The following is a 19957-nucleotide window of genomic DNA, read 5'->3' as shown; positions in this document are numbered from 1 at the left end:
ACGCTGACCAGCTCCCTGGCAATGTTCATGTTGGGAGGCTCGGTGTTACCTGTCAGACTCGCGGTGCCCTTGCTGGCCGCGGCGTCAGCCCTCGTCTCGCTCCCCGCCAACGCGTCCACCGCTGACCATCCGGCCGGCAACGGCGCCCGTAACCGCCACCCGTCGGCGCAGGCCGTACGGCAGAGCACGCCACAGCCGGTCGCGGCGCCGCCGGACGGCAAGCGACCGCTGGTGCCGGCGAAGGGCTTCGTCCCCGCGGCGACGGGATACGGTGTCAAGAACGGCTACATCGTCGCTCTCAAGCAGGCACCCACCCCTGCAGACAGCACCACGACAGGAACTCGCCGACCGTCCCCATGATCTTGTTCGCGGTGTCTTCGCTGCGGTAGCGCGCCGTCGCTCCCGGCCTGCGTGAGCGCGGCCGCATCGGCTCGTCCACCAGCTACCGCTCCCGCCCACCCGCCGTCGCCGTCCGGCGGGCCGCCGCTGGTCGCGTGCAACGCCGAGGCCGTACGCGGGGCCGACGTCGTCATCGCCGTGACCACCGGCGCCGACAGCCTGACCGCCTGCGAGGAGTCGCGCCCCAACCTCAGGCCCGGCGCACTCTACGCCGACCTGTCCACGAGCGCGCCCGGCGACAAGCTCCGCTTCGCTGCCTTCGCCGGCCGTTACGGCATGGACGTGACGCCGATCGGCGGCTCGCCCGGCGACGCGGCGGCCCGCAAGCTGCCGCGCAGCGTGCTGGTGAAGGGGCTGAGCGCGCTCGTCATCGAGTCCCGGCGCGCCGCCGAGGCGGCAGGGCTGGGGGAGTGGTTCTGGGAGCACCTGCTGGAGACGGTGTCCGCGGCCGACGAGCGGTTCGTGGTGCGGCTGCTGGAAGGGGCGGGGCAGCACAGCGTGCGCCGGGTGCACGAGATGCACGCGGCCACCTGGATGCTGGAGTCGCTCGGGGTGCCGCACGCCATGACCGCCACCCTGGAAGAGGTGACCCGCACCGGCGTCCCACCCTCCCCGGGCAGGCCGTGTTGGCGGCCCGCCAGCCGGTGGTCTCCGAGGCGATGGCGGCCCGCCAGCCGGTGGTCTCCGAGGCGATGGTGGTCCGTCGGTCGGTGGTCTCCGAGGTGATGGTGGCTCGTCAGTCGGTGGCCTCCAGGGCCTTGGCGACGCTGCGCAGGTGCTGCTGCATGGCCGTCTGCGCCGCCTCGGGGTCGCGGGCGACGATGGCGGCCACGATCAGCTCGTGCTGCGGCAACGACAGCGCCGCCCGCCCCGGCTGCCGGGCCAGGCGGAACTTGTGCCGGATCACCTGCGCCCCCAGCCGTTCGATGATCGACGCCGAGGTCTGGTGGGCGGCGATCTCGCGGACCTTGGCGTGCAGCGTCGCGTTGAGCTCGGAATATCGGTCGAGGTCGTTGCGCTCCACGGCGGCGCGCATCTCGGCGACGATCTCCCGCAGCCGCCCGGCCTGCTCGGGGGTGACGCGCTCGGCGGCCTTGGCGGCGGACAGGCCCTCCAGCACCATCCGCACCTCCGTGATCTCGATGGCCTCCGCCTTGGAGATCGCTCTTACGCGGGCGCCCTTGTTGCGTAGGATCTCGACCAGCCCCTCCGAGGCCAGCTCTCTGAACGTCTCGCGCACGGCCGCGCGGGTGGCCCCGAACTGCTCGCACACGTCGGCCTCGACCAGCCGCTGGTTGGGCACGAAGTCCCCGCCGAGCACGGCCGCTCTGAGCCGGTCAGTCAGCGTCTCCTCCAGCGGGGACTCAGGGGTCACGGAATCCTCCCGTAGTTGAGCTTCGTTGACAATATTATCGACAATTATCCCAGGAGGCCTGAACCCGCGCGGACCTTGGGCTTTGATCGTTTAGACCCGATCTGTCGGTGAGCTCCGGTAAGTTCCCGGTTCATTGATCAGCCGGTCGCGAAGGCGCGGGCATTCCCGCCTGCGCCCGTGAACCGGCCGGGGCGGGAGGGTTCGAGGTCGTGGACGCGGACAGAGCCGCGTGGGAGCAGCACAGCGTGGTACGGGTGGTGCCGCCTGTCGAGCCGAGGAAACTGGCGAAGGTTCCCTTCGTCGAGCTGGCCGACGGGCGGTTGCAGGGGGTCGTGTCGAGCGGATCCGACATCGAACGGGTCTACGTCTCGTCCGTCACCGCCGGCACCCACGCTTTGAGCTGCAGCACCAACAACAACCGGCCGTGCGGCGCGCTGCACGGCTACGCCTGCAAACACATCCACCAGCTGGCCGACGAGGCGGTCCTGCAGTACGGGCTGGACCGGGTGGCCCGTTACCTGGGGGTGGAGGTGCCGGAGGGCCAGTTCCTGATGTCCTCCATCAAGGGGCCGGTCGAGCGCACCCCGGCCGCCGTGGTGTTCAGCAGGTTCCTGCGCCACCTGGCCTACCTGGAGGTGCCCGACAGCACGGAGCCGCTGGCCGAGCTGCACTGGTTCCCCGCGACGAAGGCGGTGCGCTGATGCTCGACGTACAGCTCGGAGAGCTGCAGGGCGACGCCCCGGCCGGGGCCGGCGAGGCGCTCGACCTGGTGACGGGGTTCGACGACGCGCTCACCCACGGGTTCGCCCGGCTCGGCGAGGAGGCGTCCGGGGCGCTGGCCGCCCTGGCGGGCGCGCTGGCAGGCAGCCCGCTCGGCGACCGGCTGGCCGAGGCGGCGGAGAAGGTGAGCGCCGGGTCGGTCGGCGACGAGCACCTGGCGGCGCTGGCCGGCGGGCGGGCCGCGCTGCTCGGCGCGGTGCACGACGCGCTGCTCGCCCGGTTCGACACGGCGCTGGGCCGCACCCGCGCGGCCTGGGAGCCCGCCGGAGACGCGGGAGACCCGGCGGGCGTGCTCGCCGCTTGCCGGGGCTGGCTGCGCGAGCTGGCGATCACCGGCTGGCGCGGCGTCGACCACGACGTGGTCTCCTCCGCCGATCCGGCCATCGAGGCGCTGCTGGCCGCGCCCGGGCTGCGCGGGCTGGCGGTGCTGCTCGACGGCCTGGCCGCGGAGCTGCGGGCGTCCTGCCCGGTGGGCACGATGGACCGGCTGCCCGTGCGCAGGTGGGCCGACCTGTGGACGCGCGCCCTGCTGCTGTCCCAGAAGGGCACGTGGCACGGCGCGGCCGAGCCGGTCTCGGGGCGGCTGCTGATCCTCGGCGCCGACGTGCACGAGCACGCCACCGTGGTGCGGGTGCAGGTCCACGGCATCCTCGAGCCCGCGGGCGGCGCCGCTTCCCGGCTGGTACGCACGAGCGTGGCGGCCGCGAAGGTGGACACGATCTCCGGCCCGTCCGTGTGGCGGCTGATGGGCGATCACCCCGTGCTCATGGGCGCGCTGGCCGGGCACCTCAGCCTGGAGCTCACCGACATGCCATTGCTGCCGGGCGGTGACCTGGTGTGGCACGACGGCAAGGCGAGCGCCGGCGCGGCGGCCGACCCGTTCGCGACCGCGCGGGTCCAGCTCGCCGAGGCCGTGGCCCCGGCGACCCCGCCGCTCGACCGCCATCCCGTACGCATCGCGGAGCCCGTCTTCCTGGAGGGCTACACGATCCGCGACGAGACGCTCGACCTGGGCGGCAGCTCGCTCCCGGTGGCCCTCGACCGGCTGCCGGCCTGCGGGCCGCTCACGCCCGAGCTGGTGTCGGCCTCCTCCTCCTGCATCGGCCTGATGCGCTGGGACGGCGGGCAGTGGCTCCTGCAGCCGCTCGCCGTGCAGGCCACGGTCAAGAAGAAGGCCGTCACCGCGCACAACGGCGACTGGGCCATGGGCCCCACCGACCCCAAGGTGGTCAAGGCCGAGGCCAAGGCCGGCGACGTGGTCGCCGTGCTGCGCGAGCGAGCGGGGCGGTTGCTGAGGAAATGACCGATTCCCCCACCACATCGGACGCGACCCGGCGCCAGGTGCTCTACTGGCGCCTGCTGTCCCGGCTGTTCAGCCCCGACGAGCAGCCCACCCTGGAGCGGGCGAGCGTGGCCATCGTCGACGACCTCGGCCTCCCGCCCGCGCTGCTTGACCCCGGCGTCTCGGTCGACAACCTCGTACAGCGCTTCCCCGACCTGGCCGCCGAGTTCGAGGGCCTGATGGCGGAGCGGGACCACGAGGAGGGCGACGAGGTCCGTCGCGCGGCCCTGGTCTCCAAGCTGCTGCTCAACGTGTTCGCCACCGGCTCGGGCAACGTCTCGGCGGCTCAGCTGGAGGCGTGGAAGAAGGACACGGCCTGGTTCGAGCGCGGCATGGGCTGCGAGGCGGGCGGGCTGCGCCACAGCCCGGGCAACGAAGAGCTGGCCGCGTTGCTCGCCGGGTTGGAGGGCGACCTGGTCAAGCGCATGCACCTGCGCGAGGTGCTGGCCGACCCGGTGCTGTCCAAACAGCTCACGCCCAGCATGTCGCTCATCGAGCAGCTGCTGCGCGACAAGTCCAACCTGTCGGGCGTCTCGCTGGCCAACGCCAAGGCGCTGATCCGCCGGTACGTGGACGAGGTCGCCGAGGTGCTGCGCACCCAGGTGGAGCAGACCAGTGCAGGCGTCATCGACCGTTCGGTGCCGCCGAAGCGGGTCTTCCGCAACCTCGACGTCGAGCGCACCATCTGGAAGAACCTCACGAACTGGAGCCCGGAGGACGAGCGGCTCTACGTCGACCGGCTCTTCTACAAGCAGACCGCCCGCCGCACCACGCCGGCCCGCCTGATCGTGGTCGTCGACCAGTCGGGCTCGATGGTGGACTCGATGGTCAACTGCACCATCCTGGCCTCGATCTTCGCCGGGCTGCCCAAGGTCGACGTGCACCTCATCGCGTACGACACCCGGGCCCTCGACCTGACTCCGTGGGTGCACGACCCGTTCGAGGTGCTGCTGCGCACCAAGCTCGGCGGCGGCAACGACGGGCCGGTCGCGATGGCCATGGCCCGTCCGAAGATCGCCGATCCGCGCAACACCGTGATGGTGTGGATCTCCGACTTCTACGAGTTCGACCGTTCGCAGCCGCTCTACGACGGCATCGAGGCGGTCTACCGCTCGGGGGTGAAGTTCATCCCCGTCGGTTCGGTCAACAGCTCGGGCCAGCAGAGCGTGGACCCGTGGTTCCGCAAGAAATTCAAGGACCTGGGCACTCCGGTGATCTCAGGCCATATCCGGAAGCTCGTCCTCGAGCTCAAGAACTTCCTCGCTTAGGAGACCTCACCCATGAGTGACGACATGCTGCGCGCCCCCGCAGAGGTGAAGTACGCGGAGGAGCTCGACTGGCTGGAGTCGATCGACGACGGCCCCAAGCCGTTCTCGTGGCGGCTGAGCCCCCGCATGATCAGGCTGTTCATCCTCGGCTCCGAGCGCTCCGACGGGCTCGACCGGGAGATCTCCCAGAAGTGGTTCGGCGACCGCAGCTTCGTCGAGCGCAGCATCGTGACCCTGGCCTCCGACCGGGGCCTGCTGCTGATCGGCGACCCGGGCACCGGCAAGAGCTGGCTGGCCGAGCTGCTGTCCGCGGCCGTCTGCCGCAACTCCACCCTCGTGGTCCAGGGCACGGCGGGCACGACGGAAGACCACATCAAATACTCCTGGAACGTCTCCATGGTCATCGCCAAGGGCCAGTCCCGCCACTCGATGATCCCCTCGCCGATCATGACGGCGATGGAGAGGGGCGTGATCGGCCGCTTCGAGGAGCTGACCCGCTCGACCAGCGACGTGCAGGACGCGCTGATCTCGATCCTGTCGGAGAAGTACGTCTCCATCCCCGAGCTCGACGACGACAACATCGTCTTCGCCCAGCCCGGCTTCTCCATCATCGCCACCGCCAACAGCCGCGACCGGGGCGTCAACGACCTGTCCTCGGCCCTCAAGCGCCGCTTCAACTTCGTCCGCATCCCCGTCGTGACGAACAAGAAGAGCGAGGCGGAGATCGTCCGCTTCCGCACCGAGGAGCTGCTGCGCCGGCACAAGATCGAGCTCGACCTGCCGCCGACGCTGCTGGACATCCTGCTGCAGAGCTTCGCCGACCTGCGCTCGGCCGCCGCGTCGGCCACCAGCGACGACGAGAAGCTGGAGTCGGCGCTGTCCACGGCCGAGCAGATCGGCGTGCTGGAGGACGCCATCCTGCACAGCAACTTCTTCGGCGACCGCGTGCTGCGCGCGCAGACCCTCGCCGGCTCGCTGGTCAGCTCGCTGGCCCGGCGCAGCCCCGAGGACCTCGCGATCCTCAACAAGTACTGGCACGGCGTCGTCGAGCCCCGCAGCAAGAAGGACGGCGGGGAGTGGCCGGAGTTCCTCGTGGGCGGCCGCGAGGCCATCGCCACCCTCTCATGACCGGCCAGACGAGCCCGTTCGGCGCGCTCCGCGAGCAGCTCCTCGACGCCGCCGGCGCGTTCGCCGGCAGTCCCGTGGCCGTGTCGGACATCCTGTCCGGCCTGGTGGACGACGTGGACCGGGCGCTGCGCGAGGAGCTGGAGATCTTCCCGGTCTGCCACCATTCGCCGGCCTCGGCGCTGGCGATGGTGCGCAGGCTGCGCGAGAAGCAGCCGAAGGTCATCTACCTGGAGCTCTGCGAGGACCTGCGGCCGCTGCTGACCGAGCTGCGCAACTGCCGGCTGCCGGTGGCGGTGCAGGCGTTCGCGACCGACATCGACGGCTTCCCGCCGTCGTGGGCGCCGCTCAGCGTGGTGGCGCCCATCACGGAGGCGTCCGCCGAGTACCAGGCCATCTCGTACGCGCTGGAGACCCCGGGTGTCGAGCTGGTGCTGGTCGACCGCTCGACGGACCACGTCTTCCAGTGGGCGCCGAAGGAGGAACCCGGCAAGAAGGAGCACGCCGAAGAGGCCGGCCTGCACGGCGACGCGGTGGGCGTCGAGCTCGGCGACCTGCGCCCGCGCTTCGCCGAACTGGAGGAGCACCTGCTGCACCACGGCAAGGTGCGCCACTGGTCCGAGTGGTGGGACCAGTACGTCGAGCAGCCGCTGTCGGGTGCCGACTACGACACCTACCGCCAGGTCATGGTGCTGATCGGCAGCCTGTTCCGCCGTCTCGACCGCGACGGCGGCCGGCGGACCGTGGACGAGGACCGCGAGCGCTACATGTGGACCAGGATGCGCGAGCACCTGGCCACCTCGGGCGCCGACCCGGCCGACTGCCTGTACGTGTGCGGCGCCTTCCACGCCGCCAGCCACGTCGAGCAGTTCGGGCTGAAGTCCACGGCGACGTTCGAGATCACCCCGCGAACCGGCACGAAATGGGTGTACGGCCTCATCCCGTCCAGCCACTCGGCCATCGAGGCGCAGTTCGGGCTGGCCTCCGGCTCGGTGTCGATCGCGGCGGCGACCTGGGACAAGGCGCTGACCCGCGGCAAGCTGACCCCGTTCCAGCTGGCCGGGCAGAGGGGCGCGCGCAAACGCGTGGCCAAGCTGCCCGCGCCCGTCCCCCAGGGCGAGGTGGCCGACCAGCTGACCGGGTTCCTGTCGAAGCCGCCCGCGCTCGACGAGCTGGACGAGGCCGAGCTGCTCGGCTGGAGCGTGGAGATCGTCCGGCTGGCCCGCCGCAACGGCTACCTGGCCAGCACCGCCGACGCCATCGCCGTGTTCGAGACCTCGATCCTGCTCGCCGGCATGCGCAACCGGGCCAGGCCCACCCCGTACGACTTCCAGGACGCGGCCGTCACCTGCATCGAGAAGGACGTCGTGCCGGGCCGCCGCGACGTGCGGCGGCTGTGCGAGATCATGCTCGGGGGCGACCGCGTCGGCGAGGTCGGCTACGACGCCCTGCCGCCGCTGGCCCGCGACGTGTACGACCGGCTCGCGCCGCTCAAGCTCGACCTGGAGAAGCGCACGATCCAGCGGGCGCTGCTCGACCTCAACGCCAACCCCGAGCTGGTGCCCTGCTCCGACCTGCTGTGGATGCTGCGGTACCTGCTGCCGTCGGACGCCGTCCGCCCCATCATGGGCGAGCGCGGGCTGGGGGAGCGCTCGATCCAGGAGAGCTGGGACCTGGCGTTCGGCAAGCACCAGCGCTCGATCATCGAGCTGGGCTACGAGGGCGTCACCATCGAGCAGGTGATGGAGCAGCGGCTGCGCCGTTCGGTGTGGGACCCCAAGGCCACGGCGGCCGTCGCGCTGGCGGCCGTCGAGGACGCGGTGCTCTTCCTCGGCAGCCGCCGCTTCGCCGACGAGCTGGGGCAGCGGGCGGTGGAGCTGCTGGCGTCCGAGCGCAGCGTGGACGACGCGCCCGAGGTGCTGCGCAGGATCCGGCGGCTGATGTCCTACTACCGCGCCCACGAGCCGGAGCTGCCGGCCTGGTGCGAGGAGTTCGCGACCTCCGGCTACGCGCATTACTGCACCCTCCTGCCGACGGCCTTCGTGTCCGACGACACGGGGGCGCGGCAGGTGGCGGCCATGCTGGGGTTCCTGTTCTCCATGGAGAGCCTCGCGCTCTCGCTGGGCTGCGACCGGGCCCAGCTGGAGCTGGCCGTGCAGCAGTCGCACCCGGAGGCGCCGGACAAGGTGGCGCTGCTGTGGGCGGCGCGGACCCAGCTCGGGCTGCTGCCGCTGGCCGAGCTGCGGGCGCGGTGCGACGAGCTGCTGGCCAACCCGCTGGTCGTCCCGTCGTTCCCGCTCTACATCCTGGGGTTCGTGCAGGCTATGGAGCCCGTCCCGACCCTGTCGGGCTTCGTGGTGGAGGTGATCTCGAAGGCGTTCGGGCAGCTGCCCGACCAGGTGCTGCTGCCGTGGCTGCCGAAGCTGATCACGACGCTGCGGGACCAGGCGGGCGAGCTGATGCCGGTGCTCGTCCGCGAGGCCGGGCGCACGTTCCCCGGCACGCTGGCCGCCGTGGACGGCTGGGTGCCGGCCTGGACGGCGCGTCCCGCCGCAGCACGGGTCGGGTCGGGGCCGGTCGCGTCGGGGCCGGTGGCCGAGCTGCTCCTGGGACATCCGGCCGCGTGTGACGCGGTGGCGGGGCTGCTCGGCTGCGAGGGCTCGTGGCAGGCCCCGCCTCCGGGCCGCGGGGAGGTGGCCGCGCTCCTGGCCGGCCACCCGGAGCCCGCTCTGGCGCTGGCGGGCCTGCTCGCCTGACGCCGCGGGCGGCCCCGTCCGGTACGGGGCCGCCCGCGCTCTCCGGGAGATGAATCACCGGGAAACAGCGCATGACGTTTCTCTGACCAGGGCAAATATGTCCATTTATGTCGCCCTCCGGGGTCATCCATGAGGGCCTTCCGAATCGTAGTATCCGGTGCTGAAGCTCCTGCGCGATTCGAAGAGGGAAGCAGTGTCGCGTCCGCAATCGGGGGATCACCTCGGTCAGATCGCCGCCTACCGCCTCGTCCGGTTCCTCGGCGAGGGCGGGCAGGGCGTGGTCTACGTAGGCCTGAGCCCGTCGGGCGACGAGGTCGCGATCAAGGTGCTGCACGCCCGGCTCTCGGACGATCCCGAGGCGCGGCGCCGGTTCTTCCGGCAGGTGGACCTCGCCCGCCGGGTCGCCCCCTTCTGCACCGCCCGGGTGCTGGACATGGGCATGCAGGCCGACCGGCCGTACATCGTGAGCGAATACGTACGCGGCGAGTCCCTCGAACGCGCCGTCAGGAAGGACGGCCCCCGCACCGGCGGCGGGCTGGAACGGCTCGCGGTCGCGACGGCGACGGCGCTGGCCGCCATCCACCGCGCCGGGGTCGTCCACCGCGACCTGAAGCCGGGCAACGTCATCCTCGGGCCCGAGGGCCCCGTGGTCATCGACTTCGGCATCTCGCGGGCCCTCGACCACGCCGTCACGCAGACCGGGGTGTTCGGCACACCCGGGTACATGGCGCCCGAGCAGGTGAGCGGCGGGGAGGTGGGGCCTGCGGCCGACGTGTTCAGCTGGGCGGCCACGATGGTGTTCGCGGCGACGGGGCGGCGGGCGTTCGCCGGGGAGTCGGTGGCGGCGGTGCTGCACGCGCTCCTGTACGACCCGCCCGACCTGTCCGGAGTGCCCGCGTCGCTCCGGTCGCTGGTGACCACGTGCCTGGACAAGAACCCCGCGCGGCGGCTCACGGCGGACGACCTGGTCCGCGCCCTGACCGGCGACGACACCCTGACCATGCCCGACGCCTCGCCGCCCGACTTCGAGGGCGCGCCGCCCCGCCGGGTGCCGCGCCGCGCGGTGCTGGCCGTCGGCGTGGCCGCCGCGGCGGCGGCCGTGGCCGTGGCGATGTGGCCGCGCGAGCGGGATCCGGTACGCCCGGCCGCGCCCGCCCTCCGGTTCGGCGCGGAGCTCGGCAAGCCCCTGACCGGCCACACCAACGATGTGCGGGCGGTGTCCCTGGGCACCCTCGACGGCGTCCCCGTCACCCTGACCGGCTCGGACGACGAGACCGCCCGCCTGTGGAACCTCCGCACCTCCCAGCAGATCGGCCGCCCGCTCACCGGCCACACCGAATGGGTCAGATCGGTCGTCCTCGACCAGCTCGACGGCGCGCCGATCGCCGTCACCGCGAGCGACGACGACACCGCCCGCGTCTGGGACCTCCCCGCCGGCGCGTCCCGCGTCCTGGCCGGGCACAAGGGTGACGTCAAGTGCGTGGCGACCGGCCGGATCGGCGGCCGGCACGTCGCCGTCACCGCCTCCACCGACGGCACCGCCCGCGTCTGGGACCTGCGTACGGCCAAGGAGTACGGCGACCCGCTGACCGGCCACGAGAGCGGGGTGTGGGCGGTCACCGTCGGCCAGGCCGCCGGCACGACCGTGGCCGTCACCACCGGCGACGACGGGACCGTGCGCGTCTGGGACCTGGCCTCCAGGAAGCAGCTCGGCCGGTCGCTGACCGGCCACTCCGGCTGGGTGCGGTCGGTGGCGCTGGGCTTCCTGAACGGCACGCCCGTGGTGGTCACCGGCGGCGAGGACATGACCGCCCGGATCTGGGACCTGATCGCCTGGAAGCAGCTCGGCACCCCGCTCACCGGCCACACCGGCGTCGTCTGGTCGGTGGCGATGGGCAACCTCGACGGCACGCCCGTGGCGGTCACGGGCAGCGAGGACAGAACGGTACGCGTGTGGGACCTGAACACCAGGAGACCGCTCGGCAGCCCGTTCACCGGGCACTCCGACTGCGTCTGGTCGGTGGCGGTGGGCCTGCTCGACGGCCGGCCGGTCGCCGTCAGCGGCAGCCGCGACCAGACCGCCCGCACCTGGAACCTCGCCCTGGTCCGCTGACCAGCCCGACCCCCGCAGCCCGCGCGGGCCGGCAGCCCGGCCGGCCCACGCGGTGTCCCTGCTGCCGGTGACGCATCCTTTCTGGTCGGCGCCTAAGCGCGATCACCGCTCACACCCGGAGATACGCGGAGGATGCGAGAAGAGTTCACGCTTGGCCGGAAGGATCGATCAGTGCAGGTCAGGCGGGGCGGCGTTGAAGACGAGGCGCGGCGGGTGGCCGCCGAACAGCTGGCTGACGGTGACGAACCGGTAGCCGCGCCCGGCCAGCTTCCGCAGCACGCGCGGGATGGCCCGCACGGTCGTCGGGTGGATGTCGTGGAACAGGATGACGCTGCCGGGCCGCACCGACCTGAGCGCCCGGCGGGCCACCGTGGCGCTGCTGCGGTAGCGCCAGTCCAGGGTGTCCACGCTCCACAGCACCATCGGTCGGCCGGTCTGACGGCGCACGGTGGCGTTGATCGCCCCGTACGGCGGGCGGACGAGCCCGGGCACGATGCCGGTGATCGCCCTGATCGCCTGGTCGGTGCGGCCCAGCTGGGAGCGCACCCGGGCGGGCGACAGTCTCGTCAGGTCGGGGTGCGACCAGGTGTGGTTGCCGATCTCGTGCCCGGCCGCGACGGTGCGGCGCAGGACCCTGGGGTACGTCACGACGTTGCTGCCCACGACGAAGAACGTGGCTTGGGCGTGGTAGGCGGCCAGGTAGGCCAGCAGCGTGTCGGTGTAGGGGCCGGGGCCGTCGTCGAACGTGAGCGCCACGCACTTGACGCGGCGGCAGTCCACGCGGGGCCGCGGCCGCGGCCGGACCTCGGCCCTGTCGTCGGGGGCGGCCATCGCCACCACCCCCTGCGCTCCGGACGCCGCCGCGCCCCATGCCCCGGATGCCGCCGTGCTCGACACCGTGCTCGACGCGGCGCTCGTCGCCGCGGCCGGTGGTGGAGCCGCGTGGGCGGCCTGGGAAGGCGCCGCCAGTGTGCTCGCGCCGCAGGTCATCGCCACCAGCACCGCAGTGGCGACCGTCCTGGCCGTCCCCCGCCTGGCCCCGCCCAGGAAGGGCGGGCGTGACCTCGCACCGATGTCCATCGATCCCCCTCGCGCACCGCCCCCGGCGCGTCTCCCCATAGTGACGACCCCGGCGGGGATCGTTCCACTGAGTACGACAACCGCCGCCCACTCCTGGTTCGCCGGAGACCGCTTTCCAGATGACAGACGACGAAACCCGGCAGCGACCGACCCGACCAGTGGTGCTTGACCGCCGTGTGGGGCTGGGCGGCTACATTGCGCGATGGTATCCCCTGGTACTTATCGCGCACGTGTTCTATCCGGCGCGTTCAACTCTTGGTATCATTATGGTCACGTAACGTTAAACCGGGGGGAGTGCCCATCATGCGAGCGTGCCCGCTCGGCCACTGTCCAACGGCATCGGCAGTGCGACGCGCCTCCGCCCGCTCGTCGGCCGCCGACCGTGCTGCCATCGCACTGCAGGCCTTCCGGCATGGCTGAGTTGCGCCCGGTTGCCGCCGCCTTCGTCGTGCCCGGCCCGTCCGGCGTCGCCGTCCGCGACCGGCTCAAGCACCTCACCCCCGCAGACGGGCAGGTGTTGCGTCTGGTTGGCGCGCATCTGGGCGTGCTGGCCTCGCGCGATCTGAAGACCAGGTGCGCCGATGGGCTGGGGCACAGCGCCGGCACTTGGGCGGCGCGCAAGCGTGAGTTGACGGTGCAGTCGTCGGCGCGCTGGGCCGGGGCCATCACCAAAGCGTCCCATGATCAGTGGGCGTTGGCCCGCCGCGGCCAGGCCGACCACATCCGCGATCTTGAAGCCGTTATCCGGGCGATCACCCGTCGGCTGTCACTGCCCGTCGGGAAGAAGGGCACCCGCAAGGAGCCTGGCGGATACCGCTCAGCACAGGAGTGGTTCGCCAAGTCCCGCCGCCTCGGCGTGTTGCAGGATCGGCTGCAGCAACGGCGGGCCGACCAGCAGGCCGGGCGGGTGCGTGTGGTGCGGGGCGGCAAACGGCTGGCCCGTGCCCGGCACCACCTGGAGGTGGCTGGGCTTACCGAGACCGAGTGGCGGCAGACGTGGGAGGCCGAGCGGTGGTTTCTGGCCGCTGATGGCGAGTCCGGCAAACGCTACGGCAACGAGACCATCCGCATCACCCCCGAGGGCCAGGTGTCGATCCGGCTGCCCGCGCCGCTGGCCCACCATGCGAACGCGCCGCACGGCCGCTACGTGCTGGCCTGCCGGGTGGCCTTCGCCCACCGGCGCACCGAGTGGGCCGATCGTATCGAGGCCGACCGGGCGGTGGCCTACCGCATCCACCTGGACGCGCACCGAGGACGCTGGTACATCACCGCCTCCTGGCAGATTCCCGCGGCCCCGGCCGTGCCCATGGCTGCCGCGCTCGCCGCAGGGGTGATCGGTGTGGACACCAATGCCGACCACCTGGCTGCCTGGCGCCTGGACACCCACGGCAACCCGATCGGCAACCCTCGCCGCTTCCCCTACGACCTGTCCGGGTCGGCAGATCATCGCGACGCCCAGGTCCGCCACGCCCTGACCCGGCTGCTGCACTGGGCAAGGGCCTGCGGGGTGAACGCCATCGCTATCGAAGACCTCGACTTCGATAGCGAGAAGACGCGGGAGAAGCACGGCCGCCGCAAACGCTTTCGCCAGGTGATCTCCAGCATGCCCACCGGCAGGCTGCGCGCCCGGCTTACGTCGATGGCCGACCAGAGCGGGATCGGGATCATCGCCGCCGACCCGGCCTACACCTCCCGGTGGGGCGCCCAGCACTGGCAGGCCCCGCTGACCTCCACGAAACGCACGACCACCCGCCACGACGCAGCCGCCGTGGCGATCGGCAGACGCGCCCAAGGGCACCCGATCCGGCGACGGACGGCACCGCCCCCTGCCCACCGGAGCGATGAGCAGGGGCATCGGACCATCCAGGCCGGACCGCAAGCCCGCGGGCGTGAGGGACCCCGCCCCCGCATCCCCGGACCACGGACACGATCCGTGCCGCCCGGACGCGGCGCGAACGCGGGCGACCAGAACGTTCAACACCGTTCGGAGCGTTCGGCTGAGCACGTACACCTCAGGCTCAGTCCATAGGAACGGTCTGGAGGGGAGTCCGGGCAGCGAGCGGGCCCGTCAGCGGGACCAGGAGCGCTGGACGGCGTCGTGGACGCGGCGGCGGGCCGGGGGAGGCACGTCGCCGTCGGCCGCCACCGGGAGCGCGGGCCGCGCGGGCGGCACGAGCACCGCGGACTCCTCGTCCGTCACCGGCCGTTCGATCTCGGTGAACGCGCCGTCCGCGCCGCGCACGATCACGCCGGTCTCCACCCCGTGCGCCACCGTGTGCCGGTCGCGCGCCAGCAGCCCGAGGCAGATCCGGCGGGCGATCACGAACCCCAGCACCGGCCCCGCGACCACCAGGACCCGGAAGATCCACGTCGTCGCGTACAGCGAGATGTGGAAGGTCGAGGAGAGCACGTCGTTGCCGCCGGCCAGCCAGAGCACGCCGTAGTAGACGATCCCCGCGACCCCGAGGCCCACCCGGGCCGGTGCCTCGCGCGGCCGGTCCAGCAGGTGGTGGATCGCGTGGTCCCGGGTGATCCACCGCTCCACGAACGGGTAGACCGCCAGCGCGGTGAACAGCAGGCCAGGCGCCCCCAGGGCCGGGATCAGCACGCTCATGGTCACCGTGTGCCCGAAGACCGTGAACTCCCACGGCGGCATGACCCGCAGCGCGCCCTCGAGGAAGCCCATGTACCAGTCGGGCTGCGAGCCCGCGCTGACCGTGCTGGGCGCGTACGGGCCGTACAGCCAGATGGGGTTGATCTGGAACACCGTGGCCAGCGCCGCCACCACCGCGAGCACCCACAGGAAGAACACCGTCGTCTTGGCCAGGAACGCCGGGAAGAACGGCGCGCCCCGCACCACCCCGTCGTTCAGCCCCTTGGCCCTGAACTGGGTGTGCGTCTGCCGCCACGTGAGCACCACCGCGTGCAGCGGCAGGAGCACGAGCAGCAGCCCGGGGATCAGCAGCACGTGCAGGCTGAACAGCCGGGAGATGATGTCCGCGCCGGGGAACTCGCCGCCGAACAGGAACATCGCCAGGTACGTGCCCACCAGCGGCACCGAGATCGTGACCCCGTGCAGGATGCGCAGCCCCGCGCCGGACAGCAGGTCGTCGGGGAGCGAATATCCGAACAGCCCGTTGAGCATCACCAGCCCGAACAGGGCCACGCCGATCAGCCAGTTCAGGTCGCGCGGCTTGCGGAAGGCGCCGGTGAAGAAGTTGCGCAGCAGGTGGATGACGATGGCGCCGAGGAAGACGAGCGTGGCCCAGTGGTGCATCTGCCGCATCAGCAGGCCGCCGCGCACCTCGAAGCTGATGTCCAGCGTGGAGGCGTACGCCTGGCTCATCTGGACGCCGCGCAGCGGCACGTAGGTGCCGTCGTAGACGACTTCCTCCATGGTCGGCTTGAAGAAGAACGTGAGGAAGACGCCCGTGAGCAGGACGATCACGAACGCGTACAGCGCGATCTCGCCCAGCAGGAACGTCCAGTGATCGGGAAAGACCTTCCGCATCGCCTTCTTCAGGAACCCGGCCCCGCCGATCCGATCGTCGAGCGCCTGGGCCAGTGAGCTGGCCTTCATCATCACCCCGCCTATGACTGGATGGATACGTCACAGACAAGACGGAATAGGGCTGGGAAATGTGACAGTCAGGCGAAACGTTCTACGGTGACCGGAATCAGGCCCTGCTCGCGGATCGCCTGCCGGTGGTGGTCCAGCAGCGCCCCGAGCACGCCCGCCGGGCCGCTCCCGAGGCGTACGGTCACGTCCACGCACCACGCGATGCCCGCGCCGATCCTGCGCAGCTCCCACGCGAAACCGTCGCCCGACGCCCGGCCCGCCACGCGCGGGTCGTCGGCGGGCTCCAGGCGCAGGGCCGCGCGGGCGTTCGCCAGCCCGTCCGCGTCGAAGTCGCCCGCGAACAGGATGCGGTAGCGGTGCGCGTCCGGCGGCGAGCCCAGGTCGAGCGGGGCGGTCGTGGGCAGGGGCTGGCGCTGCCGGAAGAGCCCGCGCAGCCGCTCCTCCCCGGGCAGTTCGCCCCCGCCGAGCCGCGCGTACGCCTGCGCCGCCGCGCGCCGGCCCATCGGGGTCACCAGCGCGCGGAGCCGGGCGTCGGAGCGCAGCTCGCGGCTCAGATCGGGGGAGGCGGACCACCTGCCGGCCTCCGGGCTCCACACGGCGCTGTCGATGCCGGCGGCGGTGTAATCCTGGTGGAGGGCGAACTCCTCCACGAGGATCCCGTGGGGGCCGGAGATCAGGTAGTAGTCCATCCGCCCCATGATTGTCCTGGGCGGATGGCACGGCAATCTCACACGCGGCGGCTCTCCCTTCGCGACGAAGCCCCGGGCCGGGTGGCCGGGGCGCCGCATGTCCGCAGCCGTTCGGGGCAGAACTGGACCGGGCTATAGAAATACCGTCTAGTGTGAAATGTCCCTATTTGTCAGGTTGTGGGAGGCATTAGCGATGCGGAACGCCCGGACCGTACTCGTCGGCACCTTCGCCACGGCCCTGCTCCTGGCCGCCGGCTGCACCTCGGGTGGAGGCTCGGGCGGCGGCCCCGGCGCGCCCGGCACGTCGCAGGAGCAAGGACCGGTGGCCAAGCTGTCGATCACCCCCGCGAACGGCACGGAGAAGGTGGCCCCGGACGCCGGGGTCAGCGTCAAGGCCACCGACGGCAAGGTCACCAAGCTGACCGTCGCCGACGCCAAGGGGCGTGAGGTGCGCGGGACCCTCGGTGCGGACGGGATGTGGCACCCGAGGTGGCCGTTGCGGCCCTCGACCGCGTACACGGTGAGCGCGCAGGCGACCGGCACGGACGGCAAGCCCGTCACCGCGCGGGCCACGTTCACCACGCTCAAGCCGAAGCGGGTGCTGGAGAGCGGCATGTCCCCGCTGGACGGCGAGAAGGTCGGCGTCGGCATGCCCGTCCAGCTCCTGCTCTCGCAGCCCGTGACCGCCGAGAAGGACCGGGTCGCGGTCGAGAGGTCGCTGGTGGTGCGGATGTCGAAGCCGGTCGAGGGGGCGTGGAGCTGGGTGAGCGACCGCGAGGTCCAGTTCAGGCCGCGCGAGTACTGGCCGGTCGGCGAGCAGGTCACGGTGGTCGCGCACCTGGCCGGGCTGCGGGCGGGCCGGGACCTGTGGGGCACGAAGGACCGCAGCCTGACGTTCACCGTCGGCGACGAGCACATCACCGAGGTCAGCAACGCCACCCACCAGGCGGTCGTGCGGGAGAACGGCGAGGTCGTCAAGACCATCCCGGTCAGCCTGGGCAAGCCCGGGGACGACAGCTACTCCGGCGTCATGATCGCCCAGGAGAAGGCCGCGTCGACCGTCATGGACTCCGCCACCATCGGCAAGCCGGGCGAATATCGCATCACCACCAAGTGGAACGTCCGGATGACCTACAGCGGCACCTTCTTCCACGCCGCCCCCTGGTCGACCGGCGCGCAGGGTAACAGCAACGTCAGCCACGGCTGCGTGAACGCCAGCCCGGCCAACGCCCGCTGGTTCTACGAGTTCACGCAGCGAGGGGACATCATCGAGGTCAAGGGGACGTCGCGGAAACTGCGCTTCGGCAACGGCCCGACGCCGTGGGCGAAGTCGTGGGACGACTGGCTGGCGGGCAGCGCCCTGGGCAAGCCGATCAACAGCTAGTCGTCCTGGATCTCCCTGTTACGTCAGCATCCGGGCCGGGCATGGTCTGGGAGGCACACCGGAATTGTCATCGCCGTCGAGAGAAGGGCGTTGTGAAACTGCGTGCTGAATGACGGAATCGGACGGGGGATGGCCCGGCTTCCCGCCGTGGCCCTGTGGCTGCTGGTCTGGCTCTTGAACGCCTACGAGTTCCTGCTGACGATCTAGGCGCTCGTTCCCGGGACCACCAGGCCGGACTCGTACGCGACGACGACCAACTGCGCCCTGTCGCGCACGCCGAGCTTGGTCATCGACCTGCTCACGTGGGTCTTGGCGGTGGCGCCGCTGATCACCAGGTGCTCGGCGATCTCCTCGTTGGACATGCCCCGGGCCACCAGGGCCACGATCTCGCGTTCGCGGTCGGTCAGGCGTTCGAGGCCGGGCGCGGGAGTGGGGCGGGGAGGGGTGCTGACGTACTCCTCGATGAGGCGGCGGGTCACCGAGGGCGACAGGAGCGCGTCGCCGCGGGCGGCCACCCGCACCGACTGGAGCAGGTCGCCGGGCTCGATGTCCTTGAGCAGGAAGCCGCTGGCCCCGGCCCGGAGCGCGGCGAAGACGTATTCGTCGAGCGCGTAGTTCGTGAGGATCACCACGCGGACGCCGTCGAGGTCGGGGGTGGCGCCTATCCTGCGGGTGGTCTGGATGCCGTCGAGCAGCGGCATGCGCACGTCGAGCAGGGCCACGTCCGGGAGCAGGCGTCTGGCCAGCTCCACGGCCTCCACGCCGTTGGCCGCCTCGCCGACCACGGTGATGTCGTCGGTGAGCTCCAGCAGCGCCCGGAACCCCGCGCGGATCAGCGGCTGGTCGTCCGCCAGCAGAACCCTGATCACCGCAGGACCCGCGCCGCCGGCCGCTGTCACGTCGGGACCGTCACCGCCGCCCCCGTCGGACGCCGTCATGCCGGGACCCGGACGGGCAGCTCGGCGCGGACCGCGAAGCCGCCGTTCTCGTGGGGCCCCGCGGTGAGCGAGCCGCCGATGGCGACCGCGCGCTCGCGCATCCCGATCAACCCCATCCCCGGCCCGGCGGTGCCCGCCTCGCCGTCGTTCTCCACCCGCAGCACGATTCTCGACGGATCGTATTCGACCGCGACCGTGACCGTCGCGGCGCCCGCGTGGCGCAGCACGTTGGTCAGCGCCTCCTGCGCGATGCGGTACGCGGCCCGGTCCACCTCGGGCGGCAGCGCGTACGGCGTCCCGGCCACGGTGTGCGCCACCCGCAGCCCCGCACCCTCGGCCCTGGAGACCAGGCGCGGCAGCCTGGACAGCCCTGCCTCCTCCGGCTCGCTCTGGCGCAGCACGCCCAGCGTGGCCCGCAGCTCGCGCATCGCCTCGTGCCCCGACTCCTTGATCGCGACCAGCGACTCCCTGGCCCGCGCCGGGTCGCGCTCCAGCAACTGCATGGCCACCGCCACCTGCACGTTGACCACGGAGATGCTGTGGGTGAGCGAGTCGTGCAGCTCTTGCGCGATCCACAGCCGCTCCTCGCCGGCTCTGCGCAGCGCCGCCTCCTCGCGGGTGCGCTCGGCCTCCTCGGCGCGCTGCTCCACCGCCCGCAGGTACGCGCGGCCCTGCCCGGTCAGCCGGCCGATCACCACCATGGCCACCAGCCACCCGCTCAGCAGCCCCATCCAGCTGCCCGGGGGCGGATCGTCCGCGCCGATCGCCATGAGCCCGTACATCCCCGCGGCCAGCGCCAGCGACAGCCAGATCGCCGCCTTGCGGCGGCCGAGCGAGGCCAGCGTGTAGATCGAGGCCAGCGCGGGCGCCGAGGTGAACACGCCCGGGTAGTGCAGCGCGTAGTAGACGACCCCGGCGGCCGCCGCGACCACGCCCGCAGCCAGCGGCGCCGCGCGCCGGAAGGCCAGCGTCAGCGACGCGACCACGATCAGCGTCAGGCCCATCGGGTCGAGGGGGCGCTCCAGCGGGCCGGTCCACGAGAGGTTCGCGTACGTCCCTCCCGTGATCGCCGCCAGGGCGGCCGCCGCGACGAGGGCGTCCGTTCTCCGGCTGTCCATGCTCACAAGG

Annotated in this window: 16 protein-coding genes; 10 read left to right on the top strand and 6 right to left on the bottom strand. The window is 71.9% G+C overall.

Annotation, left to right across the window (positions count from 1 at the left end; genetic code table 11):
* Positions 1-42 precede the first annotated feature (42 nt).
* Entirely contained in the window at positions 43-360 is a 318-nt protein-coding gene (locus ACWDRB_RS52395) for a hypothetical protein (RefSeq protein ID WP_449907837.1), read from the top strand.
* A gap of 51 nt (positions 361-411) precedes the next feature.
* The gene (locus ACWDRB_RS52390; RefSeq protein WP_449907835.1) at positions 412-1125 is read left to right on the top strand and encodes a DUF1932 domain-containing protein; all 714 of its coding nucleotides are present in this window, start codon (positions 412-414) and stop codon (positions 1123-1125) included.
* A gap of 10 nt (positions 1126-1135) precedes the next feature.
* Here ACWDRB_RS52390 and ACWDRB_RS52385 read toward each other — a convergent pair whose 3' ends face one another.
* Positions 1136-1774, bottom strand: coding sequence for a GntR family transcriptional regulator (locus tag ACWDRB_RS52385; RefSeq protein ID WP_350736787.1), 639 nt, complete (start codon positions 1772-1774; stop codon positions 1136-1138).
* Between the two features lie 209 nt (positions 1775-1983).
* Here ACWDRB_RS52385 and ACWDRB_RS52380 point away from each other — a divergent pair, with 209 nt between their 5' ends.
* The 6 genes from ACWDRB_RS52380 to ACWDRB_RS52355 all read left to right on the top strand — a co-directional run bounded on the left by ACWDRB_RS52380 (position 1984) and on the right by ACWDRB_RS52355 (position 11158).
* Positions 1984-2475, top strand: a complete 492-nt coding sequence (locus ACWDRB_RS52380; protein ID WP_449907833.1) for a hypothetical protein — start codon at positions 1984-1986, stop codon at positions 2473-2475.
* On the top strand, positions 2475-3857 hold the full coding sequence (locus ACWDRB_RS52375; RefSeq protein ID WP_449907831.1) for a hypothetical protein: 1383 nt from the start codon (positions 2475-2477) through the stop codon (positions 3855-3857). The genes ACWDRB_RS52380 and ACWDRB_RS52375 overlap by 1 nt, the downstream gene beginning before the upstream one ends.
* Positions 3854-5164, top strand: a complete 1311-nt coding sequence (locus ACWDRB_RS52370; RefSeq protein WP_449907829.1) for a vWA domain-containing protein — start codon at positions 3854-3856, stop codon at positions 5162-5164. The genes ACWDRB_RS52375 and ACWDRB_RS52370 overlap by 4 nt, the downstream gene beginning before the upstream one ends.
* A 12-nt stretch (positions 5165-5176) precedes the next feature.
* A complete protein-coding gene (locus ACWDRB_RS52365) occupies positions 5177-6292 on the top strand; it encodes an ATP-binding protein (RefSeq protein WP_449907827.1) in 1116 nt (371 codons plus the stop codon).
* Complete coding sequence (locus ACWDRB_RS52360; protein ID WP_449907826.1) at positions 6289-9045, top strand: DUF5682 family protein; 2757 nt, start codon at positions 6289-6291, stop codon at positions 9043-9045. Before ACWDRB_RS52365 ends, ACWDRB_RS52360 begins: the two co-directional genes overlap by 4 nt.
* 193 nt (positions 9046-9238) lie before the next feature.
* Positions 9239-11158: a serine/threonine-protein kinase gene (locus ACWDRB_RS52355; RefSeq protein WP_449907824.1), complete on the top strand. Its 1920-nt coding sequence runs from the start codon at positions 9239-9241 to the stop codon at positions 11156-11158.
* Between the two features lie 168 nt (positions 11159-11326).
* Here the strand turns inward: ACWDRB_RS52355 and ACWDRB_RS52350 are convergent, their stop codons facing one another.
* Positions 11327-12238, bottom strand: a complete 912-nt coding sequence (locus ACWDRB_RS52350) for a polysaccharide deacetylase family protein (protein WP_449907822.1) — start codon at positions 12236-12238, stop codon at positions 11327-11329.
* Between the two features lie 412 nt (positions 12239-12650).
* Here ACWDRB_RS52350 and ACWDRB_RS52345 point away from each other — a divergent pair, with 412 nt between their 5' ends.
* Complete coding sequence (locus tag ACWDRB_RS52345; RefSeq protein WP_449907820.1) at positions 12651-14267, top strand: IS200/IS605 family accessory protein TnpB-related protein; 1617 nt, start codon at positions 12651-12653, stop codon at positions 14265-14267.
* A gap of 39 nt (positions 14268-14306) precedes the next feature.
* Here ACWDRB_RS52345 and qcrB read toward each other — a convergent pair whose 3' ends face one another.
* Together qcrB and ACWDRB_RS52335 are read right to left on the bottom strand one after the other, a co-directional pair.
* A complete protein-coding gene (qcrB, locus tag ACWDRB_RS52340; RefSeq protein WP_449907818.1) occupies positions 14307-15821 on the bottom strand; it encodes a cytochrome bc1 complex cytochrome b subunit in 1515 nt (504 codons plus the stop codon).
* 65 nt (positions 15822-15886) lie between these two features.
* Entirely contained in the window at positions 15887-16507 is a 621-nt protein-coding gene (locus ACWDRB_RS52335) for a hypothetical protein (RefSeq protein ID WP_449907817.1), read from the bottom strand.
* 193 nt (positions 16508-16700) lie between these two features.
* On the opposite strand from ACWDRB_RS52335, the gene ACWDRB_RS52330 reads away from it, so the two are divergent.
* Positions 16701-17891, top strand: a complete 1191-nt coding sequence (locus ACWDRB_RS52330; protein WP_449907815.1) for an Ig-like domain-containing protein — start codon at positions 16701-16703, stop codon at positions 17889-17891.
* A 203-nt stretch (positions 17892-18094) separates the two neighbouring features.
* On the opposite strand, the gene ACWDRB_RS52325 is transcribed toward ACWDRB_RS52330, so the two are convergent.
* Together ACWDRB_RS52325 and ACWDRB_RS52320 are read right to left on the bottom strand one after the other, a co-directional pair.
* Positions 18095-18760: a response regulator transcription factor gene (locus ACWDRB_RS52325; RefSeq protein WP_355201456.1), complete on the bottom strand. Its 666-nt coding sequence runs from the start codon at positions 18758-18760 to the stop codon at positions 18095-18097.
* 65 nt (positions 18761-18825) lie between these two features.
* Entirely contained in the window at positions 18826-19947 is a 1122-nt protein-coding gene (locus ACWDRB_RS52320; protein WP_355201351.1) for a sensor histidine kinase, read from the bottom strand.
* Positions 19948-19957 lie beyond the last annotated feature (10 nt).

It is taken from the genome of Nonomuraea sp. NPDC003707, from assembly GCF_053587055.1.
Note: the sequence above shows the minus strand (reverse complement) of the source record. Positions and strands in the feature narration are given on the sequence as shown.